We start from the raw sequence: 21,232 nt of genomic DNA, 5'->3' as shown, positions 1-21,232 counted from the left end.
ACCAGCAAAATGGCAAACAGCAAACGTACCCTGTTTCTGAAGCGCCGGCTGCGCGTCCGGAACAAGCTTCGCAAGGTCAACGCAGGCCGTCCGCGCCTGTCCGTACACCGTTCGAACAAGAACATCTCTGTTCAGCTGATCGACGACGTACGCGGTGTGACCCTCGCTTCGGCATCGACCCTGGAAAAAGACCTGGGTCACGTTGGCAAGAACAACGTCGAAGCAGCTACCAAAGTGGGTTCGGTTATCGCCGAGCGCGCCAAGGCGGCTGGCGTCACCGAGGCCTATTTCGATCGTGGCGGCTTCCTGTTTCACGGCAAGGTGAAGGCTCTGGCCGACGCTGCGCGTGAAGGCGGCCTGAAGATCTAAGGATCTGTGCGCCTCGGTTCCGGCAGTCGTCGGGTCCGGGGCACACACCCAAAGTCAAAGTGGGTGGCGTTCGCGCCATCCCGATGATCCGGGGGCGGGCCGATCCGGTCCTAACCCACCTGGATTGAGTTCAAGTCAGGCGCTTGTCGTCAGAATGAAAAGGATTGCCTCATGGCAGAACGTGAAAATCGCCGTGGCCGTGGCCGCCGCGAAGAAGAAACCCCGGAATTCGCCGACCGTCTGGTCGCGATCAACCGGGTGTCGAAAACCGTAAAAGGTGGTAAGCGCTTCGGCTTCGCCGCTCTGGTGGTTGTTGGCGATCAGAAAGGCCGCGTCGGCTTTGGTAAAGGTAAAGCGAAAGAGGTCCCCGAGGCCATTCGTAAAGCCACCGAGCAGGCCAAGCGTCAGATGATCCGCGTGCAGCTGAAAGAAGGCCGCACCCTGCATCACGACATGCACGGCCGTCACGGCGCAGGCAAAGTTGTCATGCGCACCGCACCGGAAGGTACCGGTATCATCGCAGGTGGTCCGATGCGTGCCGTCTTCGAAATGCTCGGCGTCAAAGACGTTGTTTCGAAGTCGATCGGTTCGCAGAACCCCTACAACATGATCCGCGCCACCATCGACGGTCTGAAAAAAGAGCAGTCGCCCCGTTCGGTTGCTCAGCGTCGTGGCAAAAAAGTCGCCGACATCCTGCCCAAGCGGGATGAAGCCCCTGCTGCTGAAGCAGAAGCGTAAGGAGACGGACACATGGCAAAAACCATCGTCGTTAAGCAGATCGGTTCCCCGATCCGCCGCCCCGCAGACCAGCGCGCAACCCTCGTTGGCCTGGGCCTGAACAAGATGCACAAGACCCGCGAACTGGAAGATACCCCTTCCGTACGTGGTATGGTCAACAAGATCCCGCATCTGGTTGAGATCATCGAAGAGCGCGACTAAGCGCTCTCTCGTATGAGCCAAACAAAAGAAAGCGCCCCGGTTTCGGGGCGCTTTTTTGTTGCAGAGATCAATTTGGGAGGAGGGGGTATCTATCTGATCCGCCGGGAGAGAGGCCCCCGGCCATCTGGACTGTCGGTTTTCAACATCAGCGATGATCACCGGATCCGCGATGGCACAGACTAGGGGCGGCCAGCGGTGGTCGGTAGATCAGCCGAAGTAGGTGCGGGCGTCGTAGTAGGGCAGATCAGGGGCGGTTTCAGCCGCGTCCCGGCGGTCGATGATGGCCTGCAGCAGGCGGGTCGCCAGCTCGGCAGTCAGAGGGTAGAGAACCAGCAGCGCCACAACGGTGGTGGAGAGGCCGATAAAACCGGTTGCGATTGCGGTGACGGTTGCGCTTGCGCCGATGAGAGTGCTGAAGAGTGCCATGATCGTGTTCCTTGATGCTGATGATTTCCTTGTCCTCAATGTGCCATTTGCCTCAAATTGCATCAATCACACGAAAGGATAGTTCGCGGCTCCGGAGGCTAGCCCAGGCATCCCTAGGGTGACGGAAAACGCCGTTGGAGCGCGGAAATACCGGTATCTGCGGTGGTGGGGCGCAATCGCGCCAGCATCCGGCGTGCCGCGCCCCCTCCAGATCGGCCTTGCGCCGAACCTCCACGATTCCCACGGCCGCAAAGGCTGCGCGCCATCCGGCCCAGACCGGACGCCGGAGATTAATATCTCAGTCATCTCCTATGCTTGGCGTGCATAGCGGGCAGTCCGACCTGTCAGTTGTTTGCGCAAACATTTCCACCTATCTCTCGGGTGTCACTGAAACAGACATAACTGAGACCACCCGGAAATTCGTCCGGTCAGATAAAGGACCAACATTATGGCACATGTCATCAACACCACCGACACCGGCTTTAACCTCGCAGCGCGCCTGCGTGGCTTCGCAGAAGAGGTCAAGGACAGCTGGGCCCGTCGCGCCGAGTACAAACGCACCTTCGCCGAGCTGGACGGCCTGTCCAACCGCGACCTGGCGGACATCGGCGTGCGCCGCTGCGACATTCCGCAAATCGCCCACGCGCAGGCCTACGGCCAGTAAGGCGAGAGCCGCAACAGATTGTCATCCGGCGGGGACCGCAACGACGGCTCCCCCCGGATCGACCCAAGCTCCAGACCGTCTCTTTCTCCTCCCTCAGGGGTCGGACTGGACACGCCTCCGCCCTGCGGGGGCGTTTTTGGTTTCTGCCGCGACGATGCCGATGGCCAGCCCGTTGCCAGCCAGTCGCTGGCCGTTGCCACCCCGGCGCGCGCCCGCTCCATGATCCGTTTACGCGCCCGTGGCATTCTGCACAGGATCGCGATCCCCGCCGGGCCTGACACCCCCGGCACCCATGACCAGGGCCCCGGTGTGGCAACCGGGGAGCTTGATAATATTATTTCGCACGGGAGAGATCCCGTCCCACATCCCCCCGGCGGCGCCGCCACCCTTTATCGGTCGGCCACAGACGCAACGGACACCGCAACAGACCTGCAATAGCAGCCACCGACAGGGCCGACGCCCTGGCGGTCCTTGGTGCTTGGCAGCTGCCCTGATCCGCTTTGGAACCTGGTGTCCGCCGCATATGGACTGAACCCTTGATCCGGCGCGGTATCGGGTCTATACGCCCCCGGTGGTCCTCTGGACGACAGAATCAGAAAACCAAGAAACGCCGTGTTTGCCCTAATCCGCTTCGGGGGCAGTTCCGGCAAAGGAGAAGCGATATGAAACTCAATGAACTGCGCGACAATCCAGGCGCCGCCAAGAAACGCACCCGCGTTGCACGTGGTCCGGGTTCCGGCAAAGGTAAAATGGGTGGCCGTGGTATCAAAGGTCAGAAATCCCGTTCGGGTGTTTCGATCAATGGCTACGAAGGCGGCCAGATGCCCCTCTACCAGCGTCTGCCCAAGCGCGGCTTCAACAAGCCGAACCGCAAGTCCTACGCTGTTGTGAACCTGGGCCTGATCCAGAAATTCATCGACGAAGGCAAGCTGGAAGCTGGTTCCATCACCGAAGACACCCTGATCTCGTCGGGTCTGGTACGTCGCAAGCTGGACGGTATCCGCGTTCTGGCAAAGGGTGACTTCACCGCCAAGGCAACCATCGCTGTGACCGGCGCCTCCAAGGCCGCCGTAGACGCAGTCGCAAAGGCCGGTGGCGCCCTGACCGTGGCAAACACTGCCGCAGCTGAGTAACAGCTTGTGAGCGGCGCCGATGCCGCTTACATAGACTTCAGTTTTCCATTAACGCCGCCCGAGCCGGAAAACGGCCCTGGGCGGCGTTTTCGCAAGAAGAGACCTTTTTTATGGTATCAGCAGCAGAACAAATGGCGGCGAACACCAGCTGGGCCGCTCTTGGCAAAGCCACGGATCTGCGCAACCGTATCCTGTTTACGCTCGGGCTTTTGATTGTCTATCGCCTGGGCACCTATATTCCCGTTCCGGGGATTGATGCGGATGCACTGCGCCAGTTCATGACCTCGGCAGGGCAGGGCATCGGGGGCATGGTGTCCATGTTCACCGGCGGCGCGCTTGGCCGTATGGGCATCTTTGCACTTGGCATCATGCCCTATATTTCGGCGTCGATCATTGTGCAGCTGCTGACCTCGATGGTCCCGGCGCTCGAACAGCTCAAGAAAGAGGGCGAGCAGGGCCGCAAGAAAATCAACCAATACACTCGCTACGGCACCGTGCTTCTGGCGACAGCGCAGGCCTATGGTCTGGCGGTCTCGCTCGAATCGGGGGATCTGGCGACCGATCCGGGGCTCTATTTCCGCCTCGCCTGCATGATCACCCTGGTGGGTGGCACCATGTTCCTGATGTGGCTGGGCGAGCAGATCACCCAGCGCGGCATCGGCAATGGTATCTCCCTGATCATCTTCGTTGGCATCATCGCCGAAGTGCCCGCCGCGATTGCCCAGTTCCTGGCCTCCGGCCGCTCCGGTGCGATCAGCCCGGCGGTGATCATCGCGGTGATCGTGATGATGATCGCCATCATCATGTTCGTGGTGTTCATGGAGCGCGCCCTGCGCAAGATCCATATCCAGTACCCGCGCCGTCAGGTCGGCATGAAGGTCTATGACGGTGGCTCCAGCCACCTGCCGGTCAAGGTGAACCCCGCAGGCGTGATCCCGGCGATCTTTGCGTCCTCGCTGCTGCTGCTGCCGGTGACCATCTCGACCTTCTCCGCAGGCAGCACCTCCGGCCCGATCATGTCCTGGCTGCTGGCCAACTTCGGCCCCGGTCAGCCGCTCTACCTGCTGTTCTTTGTCGGTATGATCGTGTTCTTCGCCTATTTCTACACCTTCAACGTGTCCTTCAAACCCGATGAGGTCGCGACCAACCTGAAGAATCAGAACGGCTTTGTTCCCGGTATCCGTCCCGGCAAGAAAACCGCCGAATACCTCGAATATGTGGTCAATCGCGTGCTGGTTCTGGGTTCGGCCTATCTCGCGGCTGTCTGTCTGCTGCCGGAAATCCTGCGTGGTCAGCTTGCAATCCCGGTTTACTTTGGCGGCACCTCCGTGTTGATTGTGGTTTCTGTTGTGATGGACACCATTCAACAGGCACAAAGCCACCTGCTTGCGCACCAATACGAAGGTCTCATTGAAAAGAGCCAGCTGCGCGGCCGCAATAAGAAACGGACACGACGGGGACCTGCACGCCGATGAGCAATATTATCCTTCTGGGCCCGCCCGGCGCGGGCAAGGGAACACAAGCACGCTACCTGGTTGAATCGCGCAATATGGTTCAGCTCAGCACCGGCGACATGCTGCGCGATGCGCAGGCGTCGGGCAGCGAAATGGGCAAGCGGGTTGCCGCTGTGATTGCCCGCGGCGAGCTGGTGACTGACCGTATCGTGATTGGGCTCATTCGCGAAAAGATCGAAGAAGGAGCCGAGGGCGGCTTTATCTTCGACGGTTTCCCGCGGACGCTGGCGCAGGCGGATGCGCTGGCCGAACTGCTGAGCGAAACCGGCCAGAAGCTGGACGCGGTGATCGAGATGCAGGTGGATGACGCCGCGCTGGTTGCCCGCATCACCGGTCGTTCGACCTGTGGCGATTGCGGTGAAGTCTATCACGACGAGACCAAGCCCTGGCCTGCCGATGGCAAATGCGCCAACTGCGGCGGTACCTCGCAGAAACGTCGACCCGACGACAACGAGGAAAGCCTGCGCACCCGGCTGATGGAATACTACAAGAAGACCTCGCCGCTGATCGGCTACTACTACGCCAGGGGCAACCTTCAGCGTCTCGACGGTCTGGCCTCCATCGAAGAGGTTCGCAAGAATCTCGGCTGGATCATGGGCGACTGAGCCGCAGCCTCTCCAGCACTGATAGATCATCGCCCCGCGCCATTCTGGCCGGGGCGTTTTTGTTGCGGGGGAGGGCAATATGCAGATAAAACGTCACAAATGCTGCCGTTGACGGTTGACCTTGCGGGAAACTTCGGCCCCAGTCTTGTCGATGGGTTGACCATAGCACGATTTCCACATACGGAAGCCCATCCCTTCTGGGAATCATCACAGGTGCGCGCAATTTTTGCCTGCCCTGACCACCTCGAAATGCTGGACCCACGGGCGACACTGCCAAGGTCAAGCGTTGTGAAAAAAGGTTCCGGCGCTACGGAACCGCAACGAAAAGGAAAGTGACACGTGGCACGTATTGCCGGCGTAAACATCCCGACTGCAAAGCGGGTACCTATCGCCCTTACCTATATCACCGGCATTGGCACGACCTCTGCTCAAGCCATCTGCGAAGCCGTAGGCATCGACGCAACCCGTCGTGTGAACGAGCTGTCCGACGCTGAAGTTCTGGCCGTGCGTGAGCACATCGACGCCAACTACACCGTCGAAGGCGACCTGCGCCGTGAAGTTCAGATGAACATCAAGCGTCTGATGGACTTGGGCTGCTACCGCGGTCTGCGCCATCGTCGTAACCTGCCCGTTCGCGGTCAGCGTACCCACACCAACGCTCGTACTCGCAAAGGCCCCGCAAAGGCCATTGCTGGTAAGAAGAAATAAGGGAGGGTTTGATCAATGGCACGCGATAAGACTCGTACCAAGCGCAAAGAGCGCAAGAACATCGCCTCCGGCGTTGCACATGTGAACTCCTCGTTCAACAACACCAAGATCCTGATCTCGGACGTGCAAGGCAATGCGATTTCCTGGTCCTCCGCAGGCACCATGGGCTTCAAAGGGTCGCGTAAATCGACTCCTTATGCCGCTCAGATGGCTGCTGAAGATGCAGGCAAAAAAGCGCAGGAACACGGCGTTAAAACTCTGGAAGTCGAAGTTCAGGGCCCCGGTTCGGGCCGTGAATCCGCGCTGCGCGCCCTGGCCGCAGTGGGCTTCAACATCACCTCGATCCGTGATGTGACCCCGATCGCGCACAACGGCTGCCGCCCGCCGAAGCGCCGCCGCGTCTAAGCGACACTGATTTTTTGCTGGGGCTTTGCGATTTCTGCAAGGCCCCAGTACGCCATTTGAAACCTCGGGCGTCTGTACCTTTCGGACATGAGGTACGGACAGGAATGGAGGGACCGCATGATCCACAAGAATTGGGCTGAACTGATCAAGCCGACTCAGCTTGACGTGAAGCCGGGCAATGATCCCGCACGCCAGGCCACCGTTGTGGCTGAACCGCTGGAACGCGGCTTTGGCCTGACACTGGGCAACGCGCTGCGCCGCGTTCTGATGAGCTCGCTGCAAGGCGCCGCCATCACCTCCGTGCAGATCGACAATGTTCTGCATGAATTCTCCAGCGTCGCCGGCGTTCGCGAAGATGTCACCGACATCATCCTGAACCTCAAAGGCGTATCGCTGCGCATGGAAGTCGAAGGCCCCAAGCGCCTGTCGATCAATGCCAAAGGCCCCGCAGTTGTCACCGCCGGTGACATCTCCGAATCCGCTGGCATCGAAGTGCTGAACCGTGAGCACGTGATCTGCCACCTTGACGATGGTGCCGATCTGTTCATGGAACTGACCGTCAACACCGGCAAGGGCTATGTCTCTGCTGACAAGAACAAGCCCGAAGATGCGCCCATCGGTCTGATCCCGATCGACGCCATCTACTCGCCGGTCAAGAAGGTCTCCTATGACGTTCAGCCGACCCGTGAAGGTCAGGTTCTGGACTATGACAAGCTGACCATGAAGATCGAAACCGATGGCTCCATCACGCCCGACGACGCGGTCGCCTATGCGGCCCGTATCGTGCAGGATCAGCTGTCGATCTTCGTAAACTTCGACGAGCCGGAATCGGCAAACCGTCAGGACGACGACGACGGTCTCGAGTTCAACCCGCTTCTGCTGAAGAAAGTGGACGAACTGGAACTGTCTGTCCGGTCTGCAAACTGCCTGAAGAACGACAACATCGTCTACATCGGCGATCTCATCCAGAAGACCGAAGCAGAAATGCTGCGCACGCCGAACTTTGGCCGCAAGTCGCTGAACGAGATCAAAGAAGTGCTGTCGGGCATGGGTCTGCACCTTGGCATGGATGTCGAGGACTGGCCGCCGGACAACATCGAAGATCTGGCCAAGAAGTTCGAAGACAGCTTCTAAGAGATTGGGCGGCCTCTAGGGCCGCCCGAAATGCCCCGGTTGCGGGGGAAGACCCGGGCATCTGCCCCAAGGTGAGCGGCTGACACGCATCAGCCGCCTGACAAAGCAAAACGCGAAGTAAAGGATTGAAAAAATGCGTCACGCACGTGGTTACCGCCGCCTGAACCGTACTCATGAGCACCGTAAGGCCCTGTTCTCCAACATGGCCGGCTCGCTGATCGAGCACGAGCAGATCAAGACAACCCTTCCCAAAGCAAAAGAACTGCGCCCGATCATCGAAAAGATGATCACCCTGGCAAAGCGCGGCGACCTGCACGCCCGCCGTCAGGCCGCGTCCAAGCTGAAGGAAGACAAGGACGTTGCAAAACTGTTCGACGTTCTGGGCCCGCGCTACAAAGACCGTCAGGGCGGCTATGTCCGTATCCTGAAAGCCGGTTTCCGCTATGGCGACATGGCACCGATGGCGATCATCGAATTCGTTGATCGTGATCGCGATGCCAAAGGCGCCGCCGACAAGGCACGCCTGGCCGAAGCAGAAGCTGCTGCTGACGAATAAGAACTCCCGGTTTCGACCGGACCTGACCCCCGCTCTGGCAACAGGGCGGGGGTTTTTCGTTCTGCGCCCCCGTTTCGCGGGAGGCCCCCGGTTGGGGATAGGGGCCAAAGTCGCGGATTTTCCCCGGTGAATCCTACCTTGTAAAAGACGGCAGCGGTCCGCATATCCTGTTCACAAGAACAATCGGAGTCGTCATGTTTCGTGCCATCCTGACCGCAGCGGGCCTGTTTCTGGCCACTCAGATCCCCTTCACACAGGCCTTTGCCGAAACCCGCGTGCCCCAGTCGCAGGCAGAAATCTCGCTTGGTTTTGCGCCTCTGGTGAAACAGGCGGCGCCTGCGGTGGTGAACATCTATGCCAAGATCGTGCAGGAACAGCGCCGCACGCCTTTTATGAACGATCCCTTCTTCGACGATTTCTTTCGCGGCCTGTCAAAGCCGCAGCCACGGGTGCAGAACTCGCTTGGCTCCGGGGTGATCCTGTCGGCTGATGGCATCGTGGTGTCGAACTACCATGTGGTTGGTATGGCGACGGATATCCGGGTGGTGACCACCGACCGGCGCGAATATGCCGCTCAGGTGGTGCTGGCGGATGAGGCCAGCGATCTGGCCATTCTCCAGCTACAGGACGCCAAGGACCTCCCCTTTCTGGAGCTGCGTGACAGTGACCGGGTAGAGGTGGGCGAACTGGCACTGGCGATCGGCAACCCCTTTGGGGTGGGCCAGACCGTCAGCAGCGGCATCGTCTCCGGGCTGGCGCGCTCCGGCGCGGCGACGGGCGAGGGGATCGGCTATTTCATTCAGACCGACGCGCCGATTAACCCCGGCAACTCTGGTGGGGCGCTGATTGATGTGAATGGCAATCTGATTGGCATCAACACCCGCATCGTCACCCGCTCCGGCGGCTCCAACGGGATCGGTTTTGCGATCCCGGCCAATCTGGTGCGGGCCTTCATGCGGCAGGCCCATGATGGTGCCGAGGAATTCCAGCGCCCCTGGGCAGGCATGATGGGCCAGCCGGTCGATGCCGATCTGGCGGCGTCGCTTGGGATGGAGCTGCCAGAAGGCATGGTGATCTCGGAACTGCATCCCGCCAGCCCCTTTGCCAAGGCCGGTTTCGAGGTGGGGGATGTCGTGCTCGACGTGGCGGGGGAGGCGGTGAATTCGCCCTCCGAAATGGTCTTCCGCATGTCGGTGGCCGGTCTGGGCGACAGCGCCGAGGTGACCCGGCTGCGCGGCACCGAGCGCAGCACGGTGATGGTCGAGATGATGCTGGCCCCCGATGATCCGCCCGCCGATCCGCTTACCCTGCCCGAAGGGACGCCGCTGCCGGGGCTGACCCTTGCGCGGATCAACCCGCAGTCGATTGTTCGTTTGCAGCTGCCGATGACCGCCACAGGTGTGGTGATCACCGATCCCGGCGCCTATGGCGGCCGTGTCGGTCTGCGTGCCGGTGACATTATCCTTGGCATCAACAATGAGGCCATCGAGACCCCCTCCGATGTCTCTGCCGTGCTGGCGGCGATTGGCCGCTGGATGAAGATTGATCTGAACCGTCAGGGCCAGCGCGTGTCGCTGCGTTACCGGCTCTGATCATGGCTGATCTCTTTGACAGCGGTGATGCCGCGCCCCGGCCAGATCCGACCGCCGAGCTGAACCGCCCGCTGGCGGATCGGCTGCGGCCTAAGACGCTGGCAGAGGTGATCGGCCAGACGCAGGTTCTGGGCGAGGACGCCCCTCTGGGGGTGATGCTGGCATCGGGCTCGCTGTCATCGCTGATCTTCTGGGGACCACCGGGCGTGGGCAAGACCACCATCGCCCGGCTGCTGGCCCGTGAAACCGATCTCCATTTCGTGCAGATCTCGGCCATTTTCACCGGCGTGCCGGATCTGAAAAAGGTGTTCGAAGCCGCAAGGATCCGCCGTCAGAACGGGCAGGGGACATTGCTGTTCGTGGATGAGATCCACCGGTTCAACAAGGCGCAGCAGGACGGCTTCCTGCCGCATATGGAGGATGGCACCATCCTGCTGGTGGGGGCGACCACTGAAAACCCGTCGTTTGAACTGAACGCCGCTGTGCTGAGCCGGGCGCAGGTGCTGGTGCTGGAACGCCTGTCTCTGGTCGATCTGGAGCGGCTGACCCAACGCGCCGAGCAGGAGCTTGGCCGCGCCCTGCCGCTGACGCCCGACGCCCGCGACGCGCTTCAGGGGATGGCCGATGGCGACGGGCGGGCGCTGCTGAACCTCATCGAACAGATCGCCGCGTGGACCGTGGACAGCCCGCTGGGCCGCGAGGCGCTGGCCACCCGGCTGATGCGGCGGGCGGCGAAATACGACAAATCCGGCGATGAGCATTACAACCTGATTTCTGCCCTGCATAAATCCGTGCGCGGCTCCGACCCGGATGCAGCCCTCTACTGGTTTGCCCGGATGCTGGAGGGTGGCGAGGATCCGCGCTATCTGGCGCGTCGGCTCACCCGCATGGCGGTGGAGGATATCGCGCTGGCCGATCCGCAGGCGCAGGGCATCTGCATCGAGGCCTGGGAGACCTATGAGCGCCTTGGCAGCCCCGAGGGCGAGCTGGCGCTGGCCCAGGCGGTGATCTACCTGGCCCTCGCCCCCAAGACCAACGCGGGCTACATGGCCTATAAGGCGGCGCGACGGCTCGCGAAACAGACCGGCAGCGCGCCGCCGCCCAAACATATCCTGAACGCGCCGACCAAGCTGATGAAATCGCAAGGCTACGGTGAGGGCTATGATTACGATCACAACGCCGCCGACGGGTTTTCGGGGCAGAACTATTTTCCCGACGACGTGCCGCGCCCGGTGCTTTATCAGCCGGTCGAGCGGGGCTTTGAGCGCGAGTTGAAGCGCCGGACCGAGTATTTTGCCAATCTGCGCGCCAAGCGGAACAGCTGATCCGGCTTTGCCGGGCAAAGCCGGGCCTGCGGCGCGAGTATTTCTGGAAAGATGACGGGCCTGCGCCGTGGCTGCAATGCTGCCATGCAGCGCGCAAAACTTGACATCACCGCGCCAGCCGGCGACAGACCGCAGATGGTTTTTTCGGTTCTATATGTGGCTCTGGGCGGCGCGATCGGCGCGGCCTGCCGCTATCTGGCCGGTTTGGGGATCCACCGCCTGTTCGGGGTGGGGGATTTTCCGGTGGCGATCCTTGCGGTGAATGTGATCGGCTCCTTTGTTATGGGGCTGTTTGTAGTTGCTGCCGCCCATAAGGGGCTGACCCATCTCAGCCCGTTTGTGATGACCGGCCTGCTGGGCGGCTTCACGACGTTTTCAGCCTTCTCGCTTGAGACGGCCACCCTGATCGAGCGCGGCGCCCTGGGGCAGGCTGCGCTATATGTGCTGTTGTCCGTTGGCCTTTCGGTCGGCGGGCTGTTTTTGGGCCTGATGGCCGCCAGAGGAGTGTTCGCATGAGCGGCGTACAGATGATTACTGTCACTGAAGACGACGCAGGCCAGCGCATCGACCGCTGGTTGCGCCGCCTGTTTCCCCATGTGAGCCAGGGCCGCATCGAGAAGATGTGCCGCAAGGGCGAGCTGCGTCTGGATGGGGGCCGGGTCAAGGCCAGTTCCCGCGTCGAGGCCGGGCAGGTGGTGCGGGTGCCGCCGCTTGGCGCCAGCGATCTGAAACCGGCAGAGGCGCCGAGCTACCGGATTTCCGAGGCCGACGCCAAGATGATCCGGGGCTGCGTGATCTACAAGGATGATGCCGTCATCGTGCTGAACAAACCTGCGGGTCTGGCAGTGCAGGGCGGCAGCGGCACCACCAAACATGTCGACGGGCTGAGTGCCGCCTTGCAGTTCGACGCCGAGGAGAAGCCGCGTCTGGTGCACCGGCTGGACAAGGATACCTCCGGTGTTCTGGTGCTGGCGCGCACCCGTATGGCGGCGCAGTCGCTGACGGCGGCGTTCCGGCATCGTGCTACGCGCAAGATCTACTGGGCGCTGGTGGCGGGCGTGCCGACTCCCTATCTGGGCGAGATCAAATGCGGGCTGGTCAAGGCTCCGGGCCATGGCAAAAGCGGCGAAGGCGAGAAGATGATCGCCATCCATTCCAACGAGGTGGACAGCACACCCGGCGCCAAACGCTCGCATACCCAATATGCCACGCTCTACCGGGTTGCCAGCCGGGCGGCCTGGGTGGCGATGGAGCCGATCACCGGTCGCACCCATCAGCTGCGCGCGCATATGGCCGAGATCGGTCATCCGATTGCGGGCGACGGCAAATACGGCGGCTCGGGGCAGGAGAACCTTGGCGATGGTTGGGGCGCGCAGCTGGGCGGCATCATCTCCAAGAAGCTGCATCTGCACTGCCGCCGCATGGCGTTTGAGCATCCGGTGACGCGCAAGACGCTGTCGATCACAGCGCCCTTGCCCGATCACATGAAGGACAGCTGGGACACCTTTGGCTGGTCCGAAGGTCTGGCGTCAGAAGATCCGTTTGAGAGCCTGCAGTAACGAGGTTCATGACGATGAGCGGTGATCTGCGTTTGATCCTGTTTGATGTGGATGGCACCCTGGCGGATAGCCAGGGCACCATTGTTCAGTGCATGCAGGAAGCTTTCGAGTTGTATGAAAGAAAGCCTGCGAAACAGGATATTCTTTCGATAGTTGGCCTTTCATTGCCGGAGGCTGTCGCGCAGTTGGCCCCTGATCTGCACCCAGAGTCGCGGGATATAGTGGTTGGGCGATACAAGGATGCGTATTACCGGGCGCGCGTTACCAAGGGTGCCGGGCATTCACCGCTCTATCCCGGGGCGGCAGAGGTGCTGGCGGAGCTGAACGCGGTGCCGCACTACCTGCTGGGGGTGGCCACCGGCAAATCTCAACGCGGGTTGGATGCGCTGATCGAGGCGCATGAGCTGCGGTGTTTCGTAACCCGGCAATGTGCCGATCACCACCCGTCGAAACCGCATCCGTCGATGGTGCTGCGGGCGATGGCCGACACCGGGGTGGCACCTGCGCATACGGTGATGATTGGCGATACCAGTTTTGACATCGACATGGGGCGCGCAGCCGGGGTGCATACGATTGCGGTCAACTGGGGCTTTCACCCGGCCGAGCGCCTTGGGGCGGATCATATTATCGACAGTTTCGCCGCGCTGGCGCCGCTGTTGCAGGACATCTGGAAAGACTGACGACATGAGCGAGTGGAAACAGAAACGGTTTTGGAAAGAGGTCGCCGTGGCCGAGGCCGAGAGCGGCTTTGCCATCGAGCTGGACAGCCGCCGCGTTAAGACGCCGGCCAAGGCGCCGCTGATCGTTCCGACCCGTGAGATGGGCGATGCAATTGCCGCGGAATGGGACGCGCAGACCGAATCAGTTGACCCTTTGTCGATGCCTATGACGCGTTCTGCGAATGCTGCAATCGACAAGGTGTCGCATCAATATGGCGAAGTGTCGGATATGCTGGCGGATTACGCAGATTCCGATCTTTTGTGCTATCGCGCCGAAATGCCGGTCGAATTGGTGCAGCGTCAGGCCGAGATCTGGGACCCGGCGCTGGACTGGGCTGCGGAAGCGCTGGCGGCCCGGCTGCAGCCGCGCACGGGCATCCTGCATGTGCCCCAGGACCCTGAGGCGCTGCACCGTCTGCGCGGCTTAGTCCATGAAATGACACCCTTTCAGCTGGCGGCCTTCCATGATCTGGTGGCGATGTCGGGCTCTCTGGTGCTGGGGTTTGCGGCCGCACAGGGCTGGCGGCCGGCCGATGAAATCTGGGAAATGTCGCGGTTGGACGAGCTGTGGCAGGAGCAGCAATGGGGCCGGGACGACGAGGCTCAGGCCACCGCAGACCTGAAACGCACAGCGTTTTTGCACGCTAAGCGGTTCTACGATTTTTCCTGTTAGCGCAATATATTACCCAGATCGGGGCGCTGCCGCAAAAATCGTTCGCGACCGCAAAAATGTTCGCTATGCGCCCATCGAATTTCCTGATCCCACCCTTGACGTTTGTTGATGAATGCGCCCACACTCGGTCGCGAAATGGGGTCACCCTTGTTTCACCACCTATCTCCGGCATGGCTGGTGCCGGGCAAAAAGAGCCGCCAAATAGGCGGACAATCAGGAAGAGGTAAACATGAAGAATAAGGTAATTTTGGGTGCGCTGACTGTTGCTGGTCTGGCCGCCGGTGCCGCTGCGGCGGGCACGCTGGACGACGTCAAGGCCCGCGGCAAGCTGAACTGCGGTGTGACCACCGGTCTGGTCGGTTTTGCGGCGCCCAATGCCAACGGCGAATGGGAAGGTTTTGACGTTGCTGTCTGCCGCGCGGTTGCTGCGGCTGTTCTGGGCGACTCGACCGCTGTTGAATTCGTGCCGACCACCGGCAAAACCCGCTTCACCGCTCTGGCCTCCGGCGAGATCGACATGCTGGCCCGTAACACCACCTGGACCTTCAGCCGCGACGTCGACCTGAAGTTCGAATTCGTTGGTGTGAACTACTACGACGGTCAGGGCTTCATGGTTCCCAAGGAACTGGGCGTGTCCTCCGCGAAGGAACTGGACGGCGCGACCGTCTGCATCCAGACCGGTACCACCACCGAGCTGAACCTGGCGGATTTCTTCCGTTCCAACAACATCAGCTACGAGCCGGTTCCGATCGAAACCAACGCCGAAGCGCAGCAGCAGTATCTGGCTGGTGCCTGTGACGTTTACACCACCGACGCCTCCGGTCTGGCGGCAACCCGCGCGACCTTCGATGATCCTTCGGCACATGTTCTGCTGCCCGAAATCATCTCCAAAGAGCCGCTCGGCCCGCTGGTTCGCCACGGCGACCACGAGTGGGGCGATGTTGTTCGCTGGAGCCTGATGGCGCTGATCGCAGCTGAAGAGCTGGGCGTGACCTCCGCCAACATCGGTGAAATGGCCGCTGGCACCGAGAACCCGGAAATCAACCGTCTGCTGGGCGCCGAAGGCACCCTGGGCGAGATGCTGGGCCTGTCTGCTGACTGGGCGAAGAACGCAATTGCCGCTGGTGGCAACTACGGCGAAGTCTTTGCAAAGAACATCGGCGAAGACACTCCGATTGGTCTGGCACGTGGTCTGAACGCACAGTGGACCGAAGGTGGCCTGCTCTACGCACCGCCTTTCCGCTAAGATCTACTGAGGAAAGGGCGCAGGACCAACCTGCGCCCTTTTACCTCCCGACCTATCCTAACAAAAACGCTTAAGGTCTGGACGCGAGCAGGGACCCAACCCCGCCGAACAGTCGACCTATAAGCCACGGGGATCACACATTCATGTCAACTCTCACTGACCCTCCAAAGGCACAGTTTCAGCTGTCCATGTTGGTCAACGATACCCGCTATCGTTCGTTGACCTTCCAGGCGATTGCTGCGCTGGTTCTGGCCTTGGCCATCTGGTATCTGGGGAACAACCTTATTCAGAACCTGCGCGCCGCGGGTCTGAATATTTCATACGGGTTCCTCGGGGATCCATCCGGTTACGACATCAACCAGCGTCTGATCGAATACGACAGCCAGTCCAGCCATGCGCGTGCTGCTGTGGTCGGCATTTTGAACACGCTGCTGGTGGCCTTTCTCTCCTGTATCACGGCCACCGTCTTTGGTGTGATCGCGGGTGTTCTGCGCCTGTCGAACAACTGGCTCGTCTCCAAATTGATGGCCGTTTATGTGGAAATCTTCCGCAATATTCCGGTGCTGATCTGGATCATCATCATTTTCACGATCATGACAGCCGTGATGCCCGGCCCGCGGGAATTCCGCGGTGACGATGCCACGTCGAGCATGGTGTTTGACCTCTTTGCCTTCACCAACCGCGGTGTCTACATCCCGATGCCCTGGTTCGAGAGCGGTCTGTTTGCCTCCACCACGATGAACTGGCTGGTGGTTCTGGCGGCACTGGCACTGTCCTTCTTCGTGATGCGCAAGGTCGAGACCAACGCGACCAAGACGCAGGAAGAAACAGGCGTGCGCCCCAATACCACATGGATTGGCCTGGGCGTCTGGCTGGTGCCGGTGCTCCTGGTGCTGTTCCTGATGGGTCTGTCCTGGGAAGTGCCGGAGCTGAAAGGCTTCAACTTCACCGGCGGTATCAAAATCGGTGGTCCGCTGATCGCGCTGTGGTTCGCTCTGTCGATCTACACCGGTGCCTTCATCGCGGAAAACGTGCGTGCGGGTATTCAGGCGATCAACAAGGGTCAGACCGAAGCCGCAGCGGCACTGGGTCTGCGTCCCGGCCGGATCATGAATCTGGTGGTGCTGCCGCAGGCGCTGCGCGTCATCATTCCGCCGCTGATCTCCAACTTCCTCAACATCACCAAAAACTCCTCGCTGGCGATTGCCGTTGGTTACGCCGATATCACCGCGACCCTGGGCGGCATCACGCTGAACCAGACCGGCCGTGCAATCGAATGTGTTCTGCTGCTGATGCTGTTCTATCTCACCGCATCGCTGCTGATTTCGATGGTGATGAACGTCTACAACGCATCTGTGAAACTGAAGGAGCGCTGAGACATGAGCGATACACACTCTCAAACTATCGCCTTTGTCCGCGATACGGAAATCCCGCCGGCCCCGCCGCCGGCGCGTGAAACCGGTGCCTATAAATGGATGCGAGAGAACCTGTTCTCCAGCATTCCCAATTCGATCCTGACGCTGGCGGCGCTGGTGTTGATCTATCTGCTGCTGAGCACCACGGTTCCGTGGCTGCTGAACGGTGTATGGACCACCAACTCGCTTGCCGAATGTCGCGAGGTTCTGGATGGCAAGGTTGGTGCCTGTTTCTCGGTCCTGACCGAGCGCTGGAACCAGCTGCTCTATGGGTTCAAATATCCGGCCAGTGAATACTGGCGCCCGAATCTGGCCCTTGTGCTGCTGTTGATTGCGCTGGCACCGGTTCTGTTCTTTGACCTGCCGCGCAAGCTCTTGGCCTTCACCGCGATCTACCCCTTCCTGGCCTTCTGGCTGATCTGGGGTGGTTCCATTCTGGTGCCGATCGTTGCCTTGCTTGGCTTTGTTGCCGCCGGGTTCGTGTTCCAGAAATACGGCAAGGGCAGTTTTGCTCTGGGGTTCTTCGGCGCGATTGTTGCAGCGGTCGTGGTCTGGAATGTCGGTGGCTATCTGATCCCGGAAGGGGCGTCTGACACCGCGATGCTGTCAGCTGTACCCTCGCGCGATCTGGGTGGCTTCATGCTGAACATGATGCTGGGTGTGACCTGCGTGTCGCTGTCGGTGCCGCTGGGTATCGCGCTGGCACTGGGCCGTCAGTCCAACATGCCGCTGATCAAGTGGATCTGCGTCGTCTTCATCGAATTCGTGCGTGGCGTGCCGCTGATCACCCTGTTGTTCGTGGCATCGGTGATGCTGTCCTACTTCTTCCCGCCAGATGCCACCGTGGACCTGTTCCTGCGCGTGGTTATCATGATCACCCTGTTCTCCGCGGCCTATATCGCCGAAGTGATCCGGGGCGGTCTGGCCGCGCTGCCCAAGGGGCAGTATGAAGCAGCAGACAGTCTGGGTCTCGACTACCCGCAGGCCATGCGTCTGATCATCCTGCCGCAGGCACTGAAGATCTCGATCCCCGGTATCGTGAACGTGGCCGTTGGCCTGTTCAAGGATACCACACTGGTGTCGGTCATCTCGATGTTCGACCTGGTGGGCATGATCCGGGGCCCAATCCTCGCCTCCACCGAGTGGAACGGCGTCTATTGGGAACTCCTCGGCTTTGCCGCCTTCCTGTTCTTCATCGTCTGCTACGGCATCTCTCAGTACTCACAGTGGCTCGAGCGCCGTCTCGCCACCGATCACCGTTAAGGAGTTCAACATATGTCTGAACTTATGTCTGACCGCGCAATCGACCGCTCGAAAATGCAAGTGAGCGACGAGGTTGCTATTGAAATCAACAATATGAACAAGTGGTACGGCTCGTTCCACGTGCTGCGCGACATCAATCTGACCGTCAATCAGGGCGAGCGGATTGTTATCGCAGGCCCCTCGGGGTCCGGCAAATCCACCCTGATCCGCTGCCTCAATGCGCTGGAAGAGCACCAGCAGGGCAAGATCGTGGTGGATGGCACCGAACTGTCGAATGATCTCAAAAACATCGACAAGATCCGGTCCGAGGTTGGCATGGTGTTCCAGCACTTCAACCTGTTCCCGCATCTGACCATTCTGGAAAACTGCACCCTGGCGCCGATCTGGGTCCGCAAGACCCCCAAGAAGGAAGCCGAAGAGCGGGCGATGCACTTCCTTGAGAAGGTGAAGATCCCCGAGCAGGCCAATAAATATCCGGGCATGCTCTCCGGTGGTCAGCAGCAGCGTGTGGCGATTGCGCGCAGCCTCTGCATGATGCCGCGCATCATGCTGTTCGATGAACCGACATCGGCGCTGGACCCGGAGATGATCAAGGAGGTCTTGGACACCATGATCGAACTGGCCGAGGAAGGTATGACCATGCTCTGCGTCACCCACGAGATGGGCTTTGCCCGTCAGGTGGCGAACCGTGTGATCTTCATGGATGCGGGTCAGATCGTGGAGCAGAACGAGCCGGAAGAGTTCTTCAACAACCCGCAGAGTGAGCGGACAAAGCTGTTCCTGAGCCAGATTCTCGGCCACTGAGCGCCGCACTAGTGTAAGACGGCCAAGGCCGGGCAGATTTGCCCGGCCTTGGTCATTCTGGGTCGATGCAGGGGGCGCTGCCCCCTGACCCCCGGAGTATTTATCGGAAAGATGACAGGGGCAGAGATGCCAGAGCGCTGTGCCGCGCGTCAGCCGTGCTGGGCAAAGGCCTCGGTGCTGCCGTCTGCCCGGATCAGGAGCGTGGAGAAAGGCTCTTTGCTGTCGCCCATTTCCATCCCCGGTGAGCCAATTGGCATGCCCGGAACCGTGAGGCCCAGGGCATCAGGCCGCTCTGTCAGCAGGCGTTTGATATCGCTGGCGGGGACATGGCCTTCGATCACATAGGGGCCGAGGGTGGCGGTGTGGCAGGAGGCAAGATCATCTGAGATGCCAAGCCGGGATTTCATCTCCCAGAGCTGATCGTCAGGGATATTGCGGACCTCGGTCTTCAGGCCGGCGGCGGTGAGATGCTCCACCCATCCGGTGCAGCAGCCGCAGCTGGGGGATTTCATCACCTTAATCACCGGGTCGTTGGTGGCCGTCGCAGCCACCAGCGGTGTGGTGGCCAGCGGCAGGGTTGCAGCGGCGAGGAGGAAGGCGCGGCGGTTCATCTCAAAGGCTCCATTGCTGAGAATGCGGATCTTGGGATCATAGCGGATCTGCGGATGTTCGGCGGCATGGCTTCCCGCGTGGGAGCGACAGCATGTCACAGGATCATATCGCGGCCGCTTTTGTTGTCCTGTCACCTGCGGAGCGACCGCGCCGCGCCAGCGGCGCCATGCCCAACGGGAGCGGTTGCATATTCATGCGACCGGGACGGGCGGGAGCGCTTATGGTCTCCCCTGGTTGACGGGCCGCAGGAGGGCGCGCAGGCTGGCCACTGTCACGCGCCAAGCAATTCGCGGGGGACGGTGAATTCCGCCACCTTGCCGCTGCTCCACGTGAGATCGGCCCAGCTGTCGATATCAAAGCTTGCGATCAGTGTCGCGCCGGTTGGGAAATCGTCAAACCGTGAATGATCCGGTGGGTGGCGGACGATGGAATGGGCAAAGGCGGCAAGGCCGGGATTATGGCCCAGGATCAGCACCCGCTTGTGTTCGGCCTCGCGCAGCACCTGAAACAGGATGTCGGCGCTGGCGTGATAGAGCCGTTCGATGAACACCGCAGGGGCACCCAGTTCCATCAGCTCGCAGGTTTCACGGGTCCGCTGGGCGGAGGAGGAGATCACCTGATCCGGGATCATTCCGAGCTCGCGCAGCCAGGTGCCAACCGCCGCGGCGGAATGGCGGCCGCGGGTGTTCAGCGGGCGGGCGTGGTCACTGGGGGAGGAGGTGTCCCAGGCGGATTTGGCGTGGCGGGTCAGGATCAGCGTGCAGGTCATTTTATGTGAAAATACCTCATATGATGGGCGGATTGCGCCGGGATACGGTCAGCGCCTGTGCTCAGCGGGCAGGCGCGGCGGGCAAGGCAGCCGGTGGAGAGGCAGGGGGTTCCCTCGGTGCTCTCCAGGTGCCTGTGGCAGGCTGCCAGATCATAGGGGCCGCCCTCTTTCAACGCCGTGACGGGGCAGCGGTTCAGGCAGGGGCGATCCTCACAGCCAAGGCAGGGGGCCAGGGCCAGCGGGGGGGGCGGAAGATCAAAGTGGTGCGCGAAATAGAGGGCGCCGCGAAAGGAAATCATCATGCCATAGCGATCATGCACCAGCATTTGCGACGGCGATGTGAAACTGCGGCCCGAGGCCAGCGCCCAGTCGACGAAGGGCGCATAGGGGGGGCCGGTGAAGGGGTAGGCCGGGATTGCGCCCCAGCTCTGCGCCAGATCACCGATGACCCGGCTGGACCAGCGGTCGACTGGGTCTGCCCTGCCATCGCGATATTCCGGGCTGGTGACAAACCCCGGCCAGAAGGAGGGGGCGGTGCCCAGCAGGATCAGCGTTCCCTGTGGGCCGCTGTCGGTTTCGCTGCCTGTTGCGATGTCCGGTGCCGCCGCTGCGATAAAGCCCCGAAGCTGTCCGGCTGTTGGGTGAAATCCGCCATAGATATCCAGCCCAAGTGCCGCAACAGACCGTTGCAGCCTGTCATAGGTCAGTGGGGGTTCGACAGGGGTGGAGACAGGCACCGATGCAGAGCGGTCTGCAAGGTCCCTGTCCGGGTTTAGGGGGCGGATCATAGGGACAGTCTAGC

The 21,232-nt window shown here is 61.0% G+C and carries 25 protein-coding genes; 21 read left to right on the top strand and 4 right to left on the bottom strand.

Translation table 11 applies throughout. From position 1 onward, the window contains the following. Positions 1-9: 9 nt before the first annotated feature. From rplR to rpmD, 3 genes are all read left to right on the top strand, one after another. Complete coding sequence (gene rplR, locus VWZ81_RS12950) at positions 10-369, top strand: 50S ribosomal protein L18 (RefSeq protein ID WP_340546598.1); 360 nt, start codon at positions 10-12, stop codon at positions 367-369. A gap of 171 nt (positions 370-540) precedes the next feature. Beyond that, on the top strand, positions 541-1,107 hold the full coding sequence (gene rpsE, locus VWZ81_RS12945) for a 30S ribosomal protein S5 (RefSeq protein WP_340546599.1): 567 nt from the start codon (positions 541-543) through the stop codon (positions 1,105-1,107). Positions 1,108-1,119: 12 nt separating this feature from the next. Then, a complete protein-coding gene (rpmD, locus tag VWZ81_RS12940) occupies positions 1,120-1,308 on the top strand; it encodes a 50S ribosomal protein L30 (RefSeq protein WP_008559881.1) in 189 nt (62 codons plus the stop codon). A gap of 207 nt (positions 1,309-1,515) precedes the next feature. Here the strand turns inward: rpmD and VWZ81_RS12935 are convergent, their stop codons facing one another. Further along, positions 1,516-1,734 (bottom strand): hypothetical protein, encoded by a 219-nt coding sequence (locus VWZ81_RS12935; protein WP_061049066.1) that lies wholly within the window; start codon positions 1,732-1,734, stop codon positions 1,516-1,518. Between the two features lie 448 nt (positions 1,735-2,182). Between VWZ81_RS12935 and VWZ81_RS12930 the strand changes: the two genes are divergently transcribed. From VWZ81_RS12930 to VWZ81_RS12845, 18 genes are all read left to right on the top strand, one after another. After that, a complete protein-coding gene (locus VWZ81_RS12930; protein ID WP_340546600.1) occupies positions 2,183-2,398 on the top strand; it encodes a DUF1127 domain-containing protein in 216 nt (71 codons plus the stop codon). A 662-nt stretch (positions 2,399-3,060) separates the two neighbouring features. Beyond that, a complete protein-coding gene (gene rplO, locus VWZ81_RS12925; RefSeq protein WP_260089702.1) occupies positions 3,061-3,531 on the top strand; it encodes a 50S ribosomal protein L15 in 471 nt (156 codons plus the stop codon). Positions 3,532-3,641: 110 nt separating this feature from the next. Next, entirely contained in the window at positions 3,642-5,006 is a 1,365-nt protein-coding gene (secY, locus tag VWZ81_RS12920; protein ID WP_340546601.1) for a preprotein translocase subunit SecY, read from the top strand. After that, positions 5,003-5,650 (top strand): adenylate kinase, encoded by a 648-nt coding sequence (locus tag VWZ81_RS12915; RefSeq protein ID WP_416542820.1) that lies wholly within the window; start codon positions 5,003-5,005, stop codon positions 5,648-5,650. Before secY ends, VWZ81_RS12915 begins: the two co-directional genes overlap by 4 nt. A gap of 339 nt (positions 5,651-5,989) precedes the next feature. Next, entirely contained in the window at positions 5,990-6,358 is a 369-nt protein-coding gene (gene rpsM, locus VWZ81_RS12910; RefSeq protein ID WP_340546603.1) for a 30S ribosomal protein S13, read from the top strand. 15 nt (positions 6,359-6,373) lie between these two features. After that, on the top strand, positions 6,374-6,763 hold the full coding sequence (rpsK, locus tag VWZ81_RS12905) for a 30S ribosomal protein S11 (RefSeq protein WP_014875982.1): 390 nt from the start codon (positions 6,374-6,376) through the stop codon (positions 6,761-6,763). A gap of 117 nt (positions 6,764-6,880) precedes the next feature. Beyond that, a complete protein-coding gene (locus VWZ81_RS12900; RefSeq protein WP_014875981.1) occupies positions 6,881-7,897 on the top strand; it encodes a DNA-directed RNA polymerase subunit alpha in 1,017 nt (338 codons plus the stop codon). 133 nt (positions 7,898-8,030) lie between these two features. After that, positions 8,031-8,453, top strand: a complete 423-nt coding sequence (gene rplQ / locus VWZ81_RS12895; RefSeq protein ID WP_340546604.1) for a 50S ribosomal protein L17 — start codon at positions 8,031-8,033, stop codon at positions 8,451-8,453. 194 nt (positions 8,454-8,647) lie between these two features. Beyond that, positions 8,648-10,045 (top strand): trypsin-like peptidase domain-containing protein, encoded by a 1,398-nt coding sequence (locus tag VWZ81_RS12890; RefSeq protein WP_416542819.1) that lies wholly within the window; start codon positions 8,648-8,650, stop codon positions 10,043-10,045. Positions 10,046-10,047: 2 nt separating this feature from the next. Then, positions 10,048-11,370, top strand: coding sequence for a replication-associated recombination protein A (locus tag VWZ81_RS12885; protein WP_416538159.1), 1,323 nt, complete (start codon positions 10,048-10,050; stop codon positions 11,368-11,370). A 135-nt stretch (positions 11,371-11,505) separates the two neighbouring features. Next, positions 11,506-11,886 carry a fluoride efflux transporter CrcB gene (gene crcB / locus VWZ81_RS12880; protein ID WP_416542818.1) on the top strand — a complete coding sequence of 127 codons (381 nt, stop codon included), beginning with the start codon at positions 11,506-11,508 and terminating at the stop codon, positions 11,884-11,886. Next, on the top strand, positions 11,883-12,929 hold the full coding sequence (locus VWZ81_RS12875) for an RluA family pseudouridine synthase (RefSeq protein WP_416542817.1): 1,047 nt from the start codon (positions 11,883-11,885) through the stop codon (positions 12,927-12,929). The genes crcB and VWZ81_RS12875 overlap by 4 nt, the downstream gene beginning before the upstream one ends. A 14-nt stretch (positions 12,930-12,943) precedes the next feature. Next, complete coding sequence (locus VWZ81_RS12870) at positions 12,944-13,609, top strand: HAD-IA family hydrolase (protein ID WP_416542816.1); 666 nt, start codon at positions 12,944-12,946, stop codon at positions 13,607-13,609. Between the two features lie 4 nt (positions 13,610-13,613). Beyond that, a complete protein-coding gene (locus tag VWZ81_RS12865; RefSeq protein WP_416542815.1) occupies positions 13,614-14,321 on the top strand; it encodes an ATP12 family chaperone protein in 708 nt (235 codons plus the stop codon). 229 nt (positions 14,322-14,550) lie between these two features. Beyond that, positions 14,551-15,567, top strand: a complete 1,017-nt coding sequence (locus VWZ81_RS12860) for an amino acid ABC transporter substrate-binding protein (protein ID WP_340546609.1) — start codon at positions 14,551-14,553, stop codon at positions 15,565-15,567. 143 nt (positions 15,568-15,710) lie between these two features. Further along, positions 15,711-16,943: an amino acid ABC transporter permease gene (locus VWZ81_RS12855; protein WP_340546610.1), complete on the top strand. Its 1,233-nt coding sequence runs from the start codon at positions 15,711-15,713 to the stop codon at positions 16,941-16,943. 3 nt (positions 16,944-16,946) lie between these two features. Beyond that, positions 16,947-18,245 carry an amino acid ABC transporter permease gene (locus VWZ81_RS12850; protein WP_416535598.1) on the top strand — a complete coding sequence of 433 codons (1,299 nt, stop codon included), beginning with the start codon at positions 16,947-16,949 and terminating at the stop codon, positions 18,243-18,245. Positions 18,246-18,257: 12 nt separating this feature from the next. Then, positions 18,258-19,049 carry an amino acid ABC transporter ATP-binding protein gene (locus tag VWZ81_RS12845; RefSeq protein WP_340546612.1) on the top strand — a complete coding sequence of 264 codons (792 nt, stop codon included), beginning with the start codon at positions 18,258-18,260 and terminating at the stop codon, positions 19,047-19,049. 149 nt (positions 19,050-19,198) lie between these two features. Here VWZ81_RS12845 and VWZ81_RS12840 read toward each other — a convergent pair whose 3' ends face one another. From VWZ81_RS12840 to VWZ81_RS12830, 3 genes are all read right to left on the bottom strand, one after another. Continuing rightward, positions 19,199-19,660, bottom strand: coding sequence for a DUF411 domain-containing protein (locus VWZ81_RS12840; protein WP_416542814.1), 462 nt, complete (start codon positions 19,658-19,660; stop codon positions 19,199-19,201). A 272-nt stretch (positions 19,661-19,932) separates the two neighbouring features. Then, positions 19,933-20,430 carry a SixA phosphatase family protein gene (locus tag VWZ81_RS12835; RefSeq protein WP_416535596.1) on the bottom strand — a complete coding sequence of 166 codons (498 nt, stop codon included), beginning with the start codon at positions 20,428-20,430 and terminating at the stop codon, positions 19,933-19,935. Next, on the bottom strand, positions 20,427-21,218 hold the full coding sequence (locus VWZ81_RS12830) for a ferredoxin (protein WP_416542813.1): 792 nt from the start codon (positions 21,216-21,218) through the stop codon (positions 20,427-20,429). Before VWZ81_RS12830 ends, VWZ81_RS12835 begins: the two co-directional genes overlap by 4 nt. Positions 21,219-21,232 lie beyond the last annotated feature (14 nt).

It is taken from the genome of Phaeobacter sp. JH20_34 (assembly GCF_048056095.1).
GTDB classification, from domain to species: domain Bacteria; phylum Pseudomonadota; class Alphaproteobacteria; order Rhodobacterales; family Rhodobacteraceae; genus Phaeobacter; species Phaeobacter bryozoorum.
The sequence above is the reverse complement of the archived record's forward strand: the minus strand, read 5'-3'. Positions and strand labels throughout refer to the sequence as shown.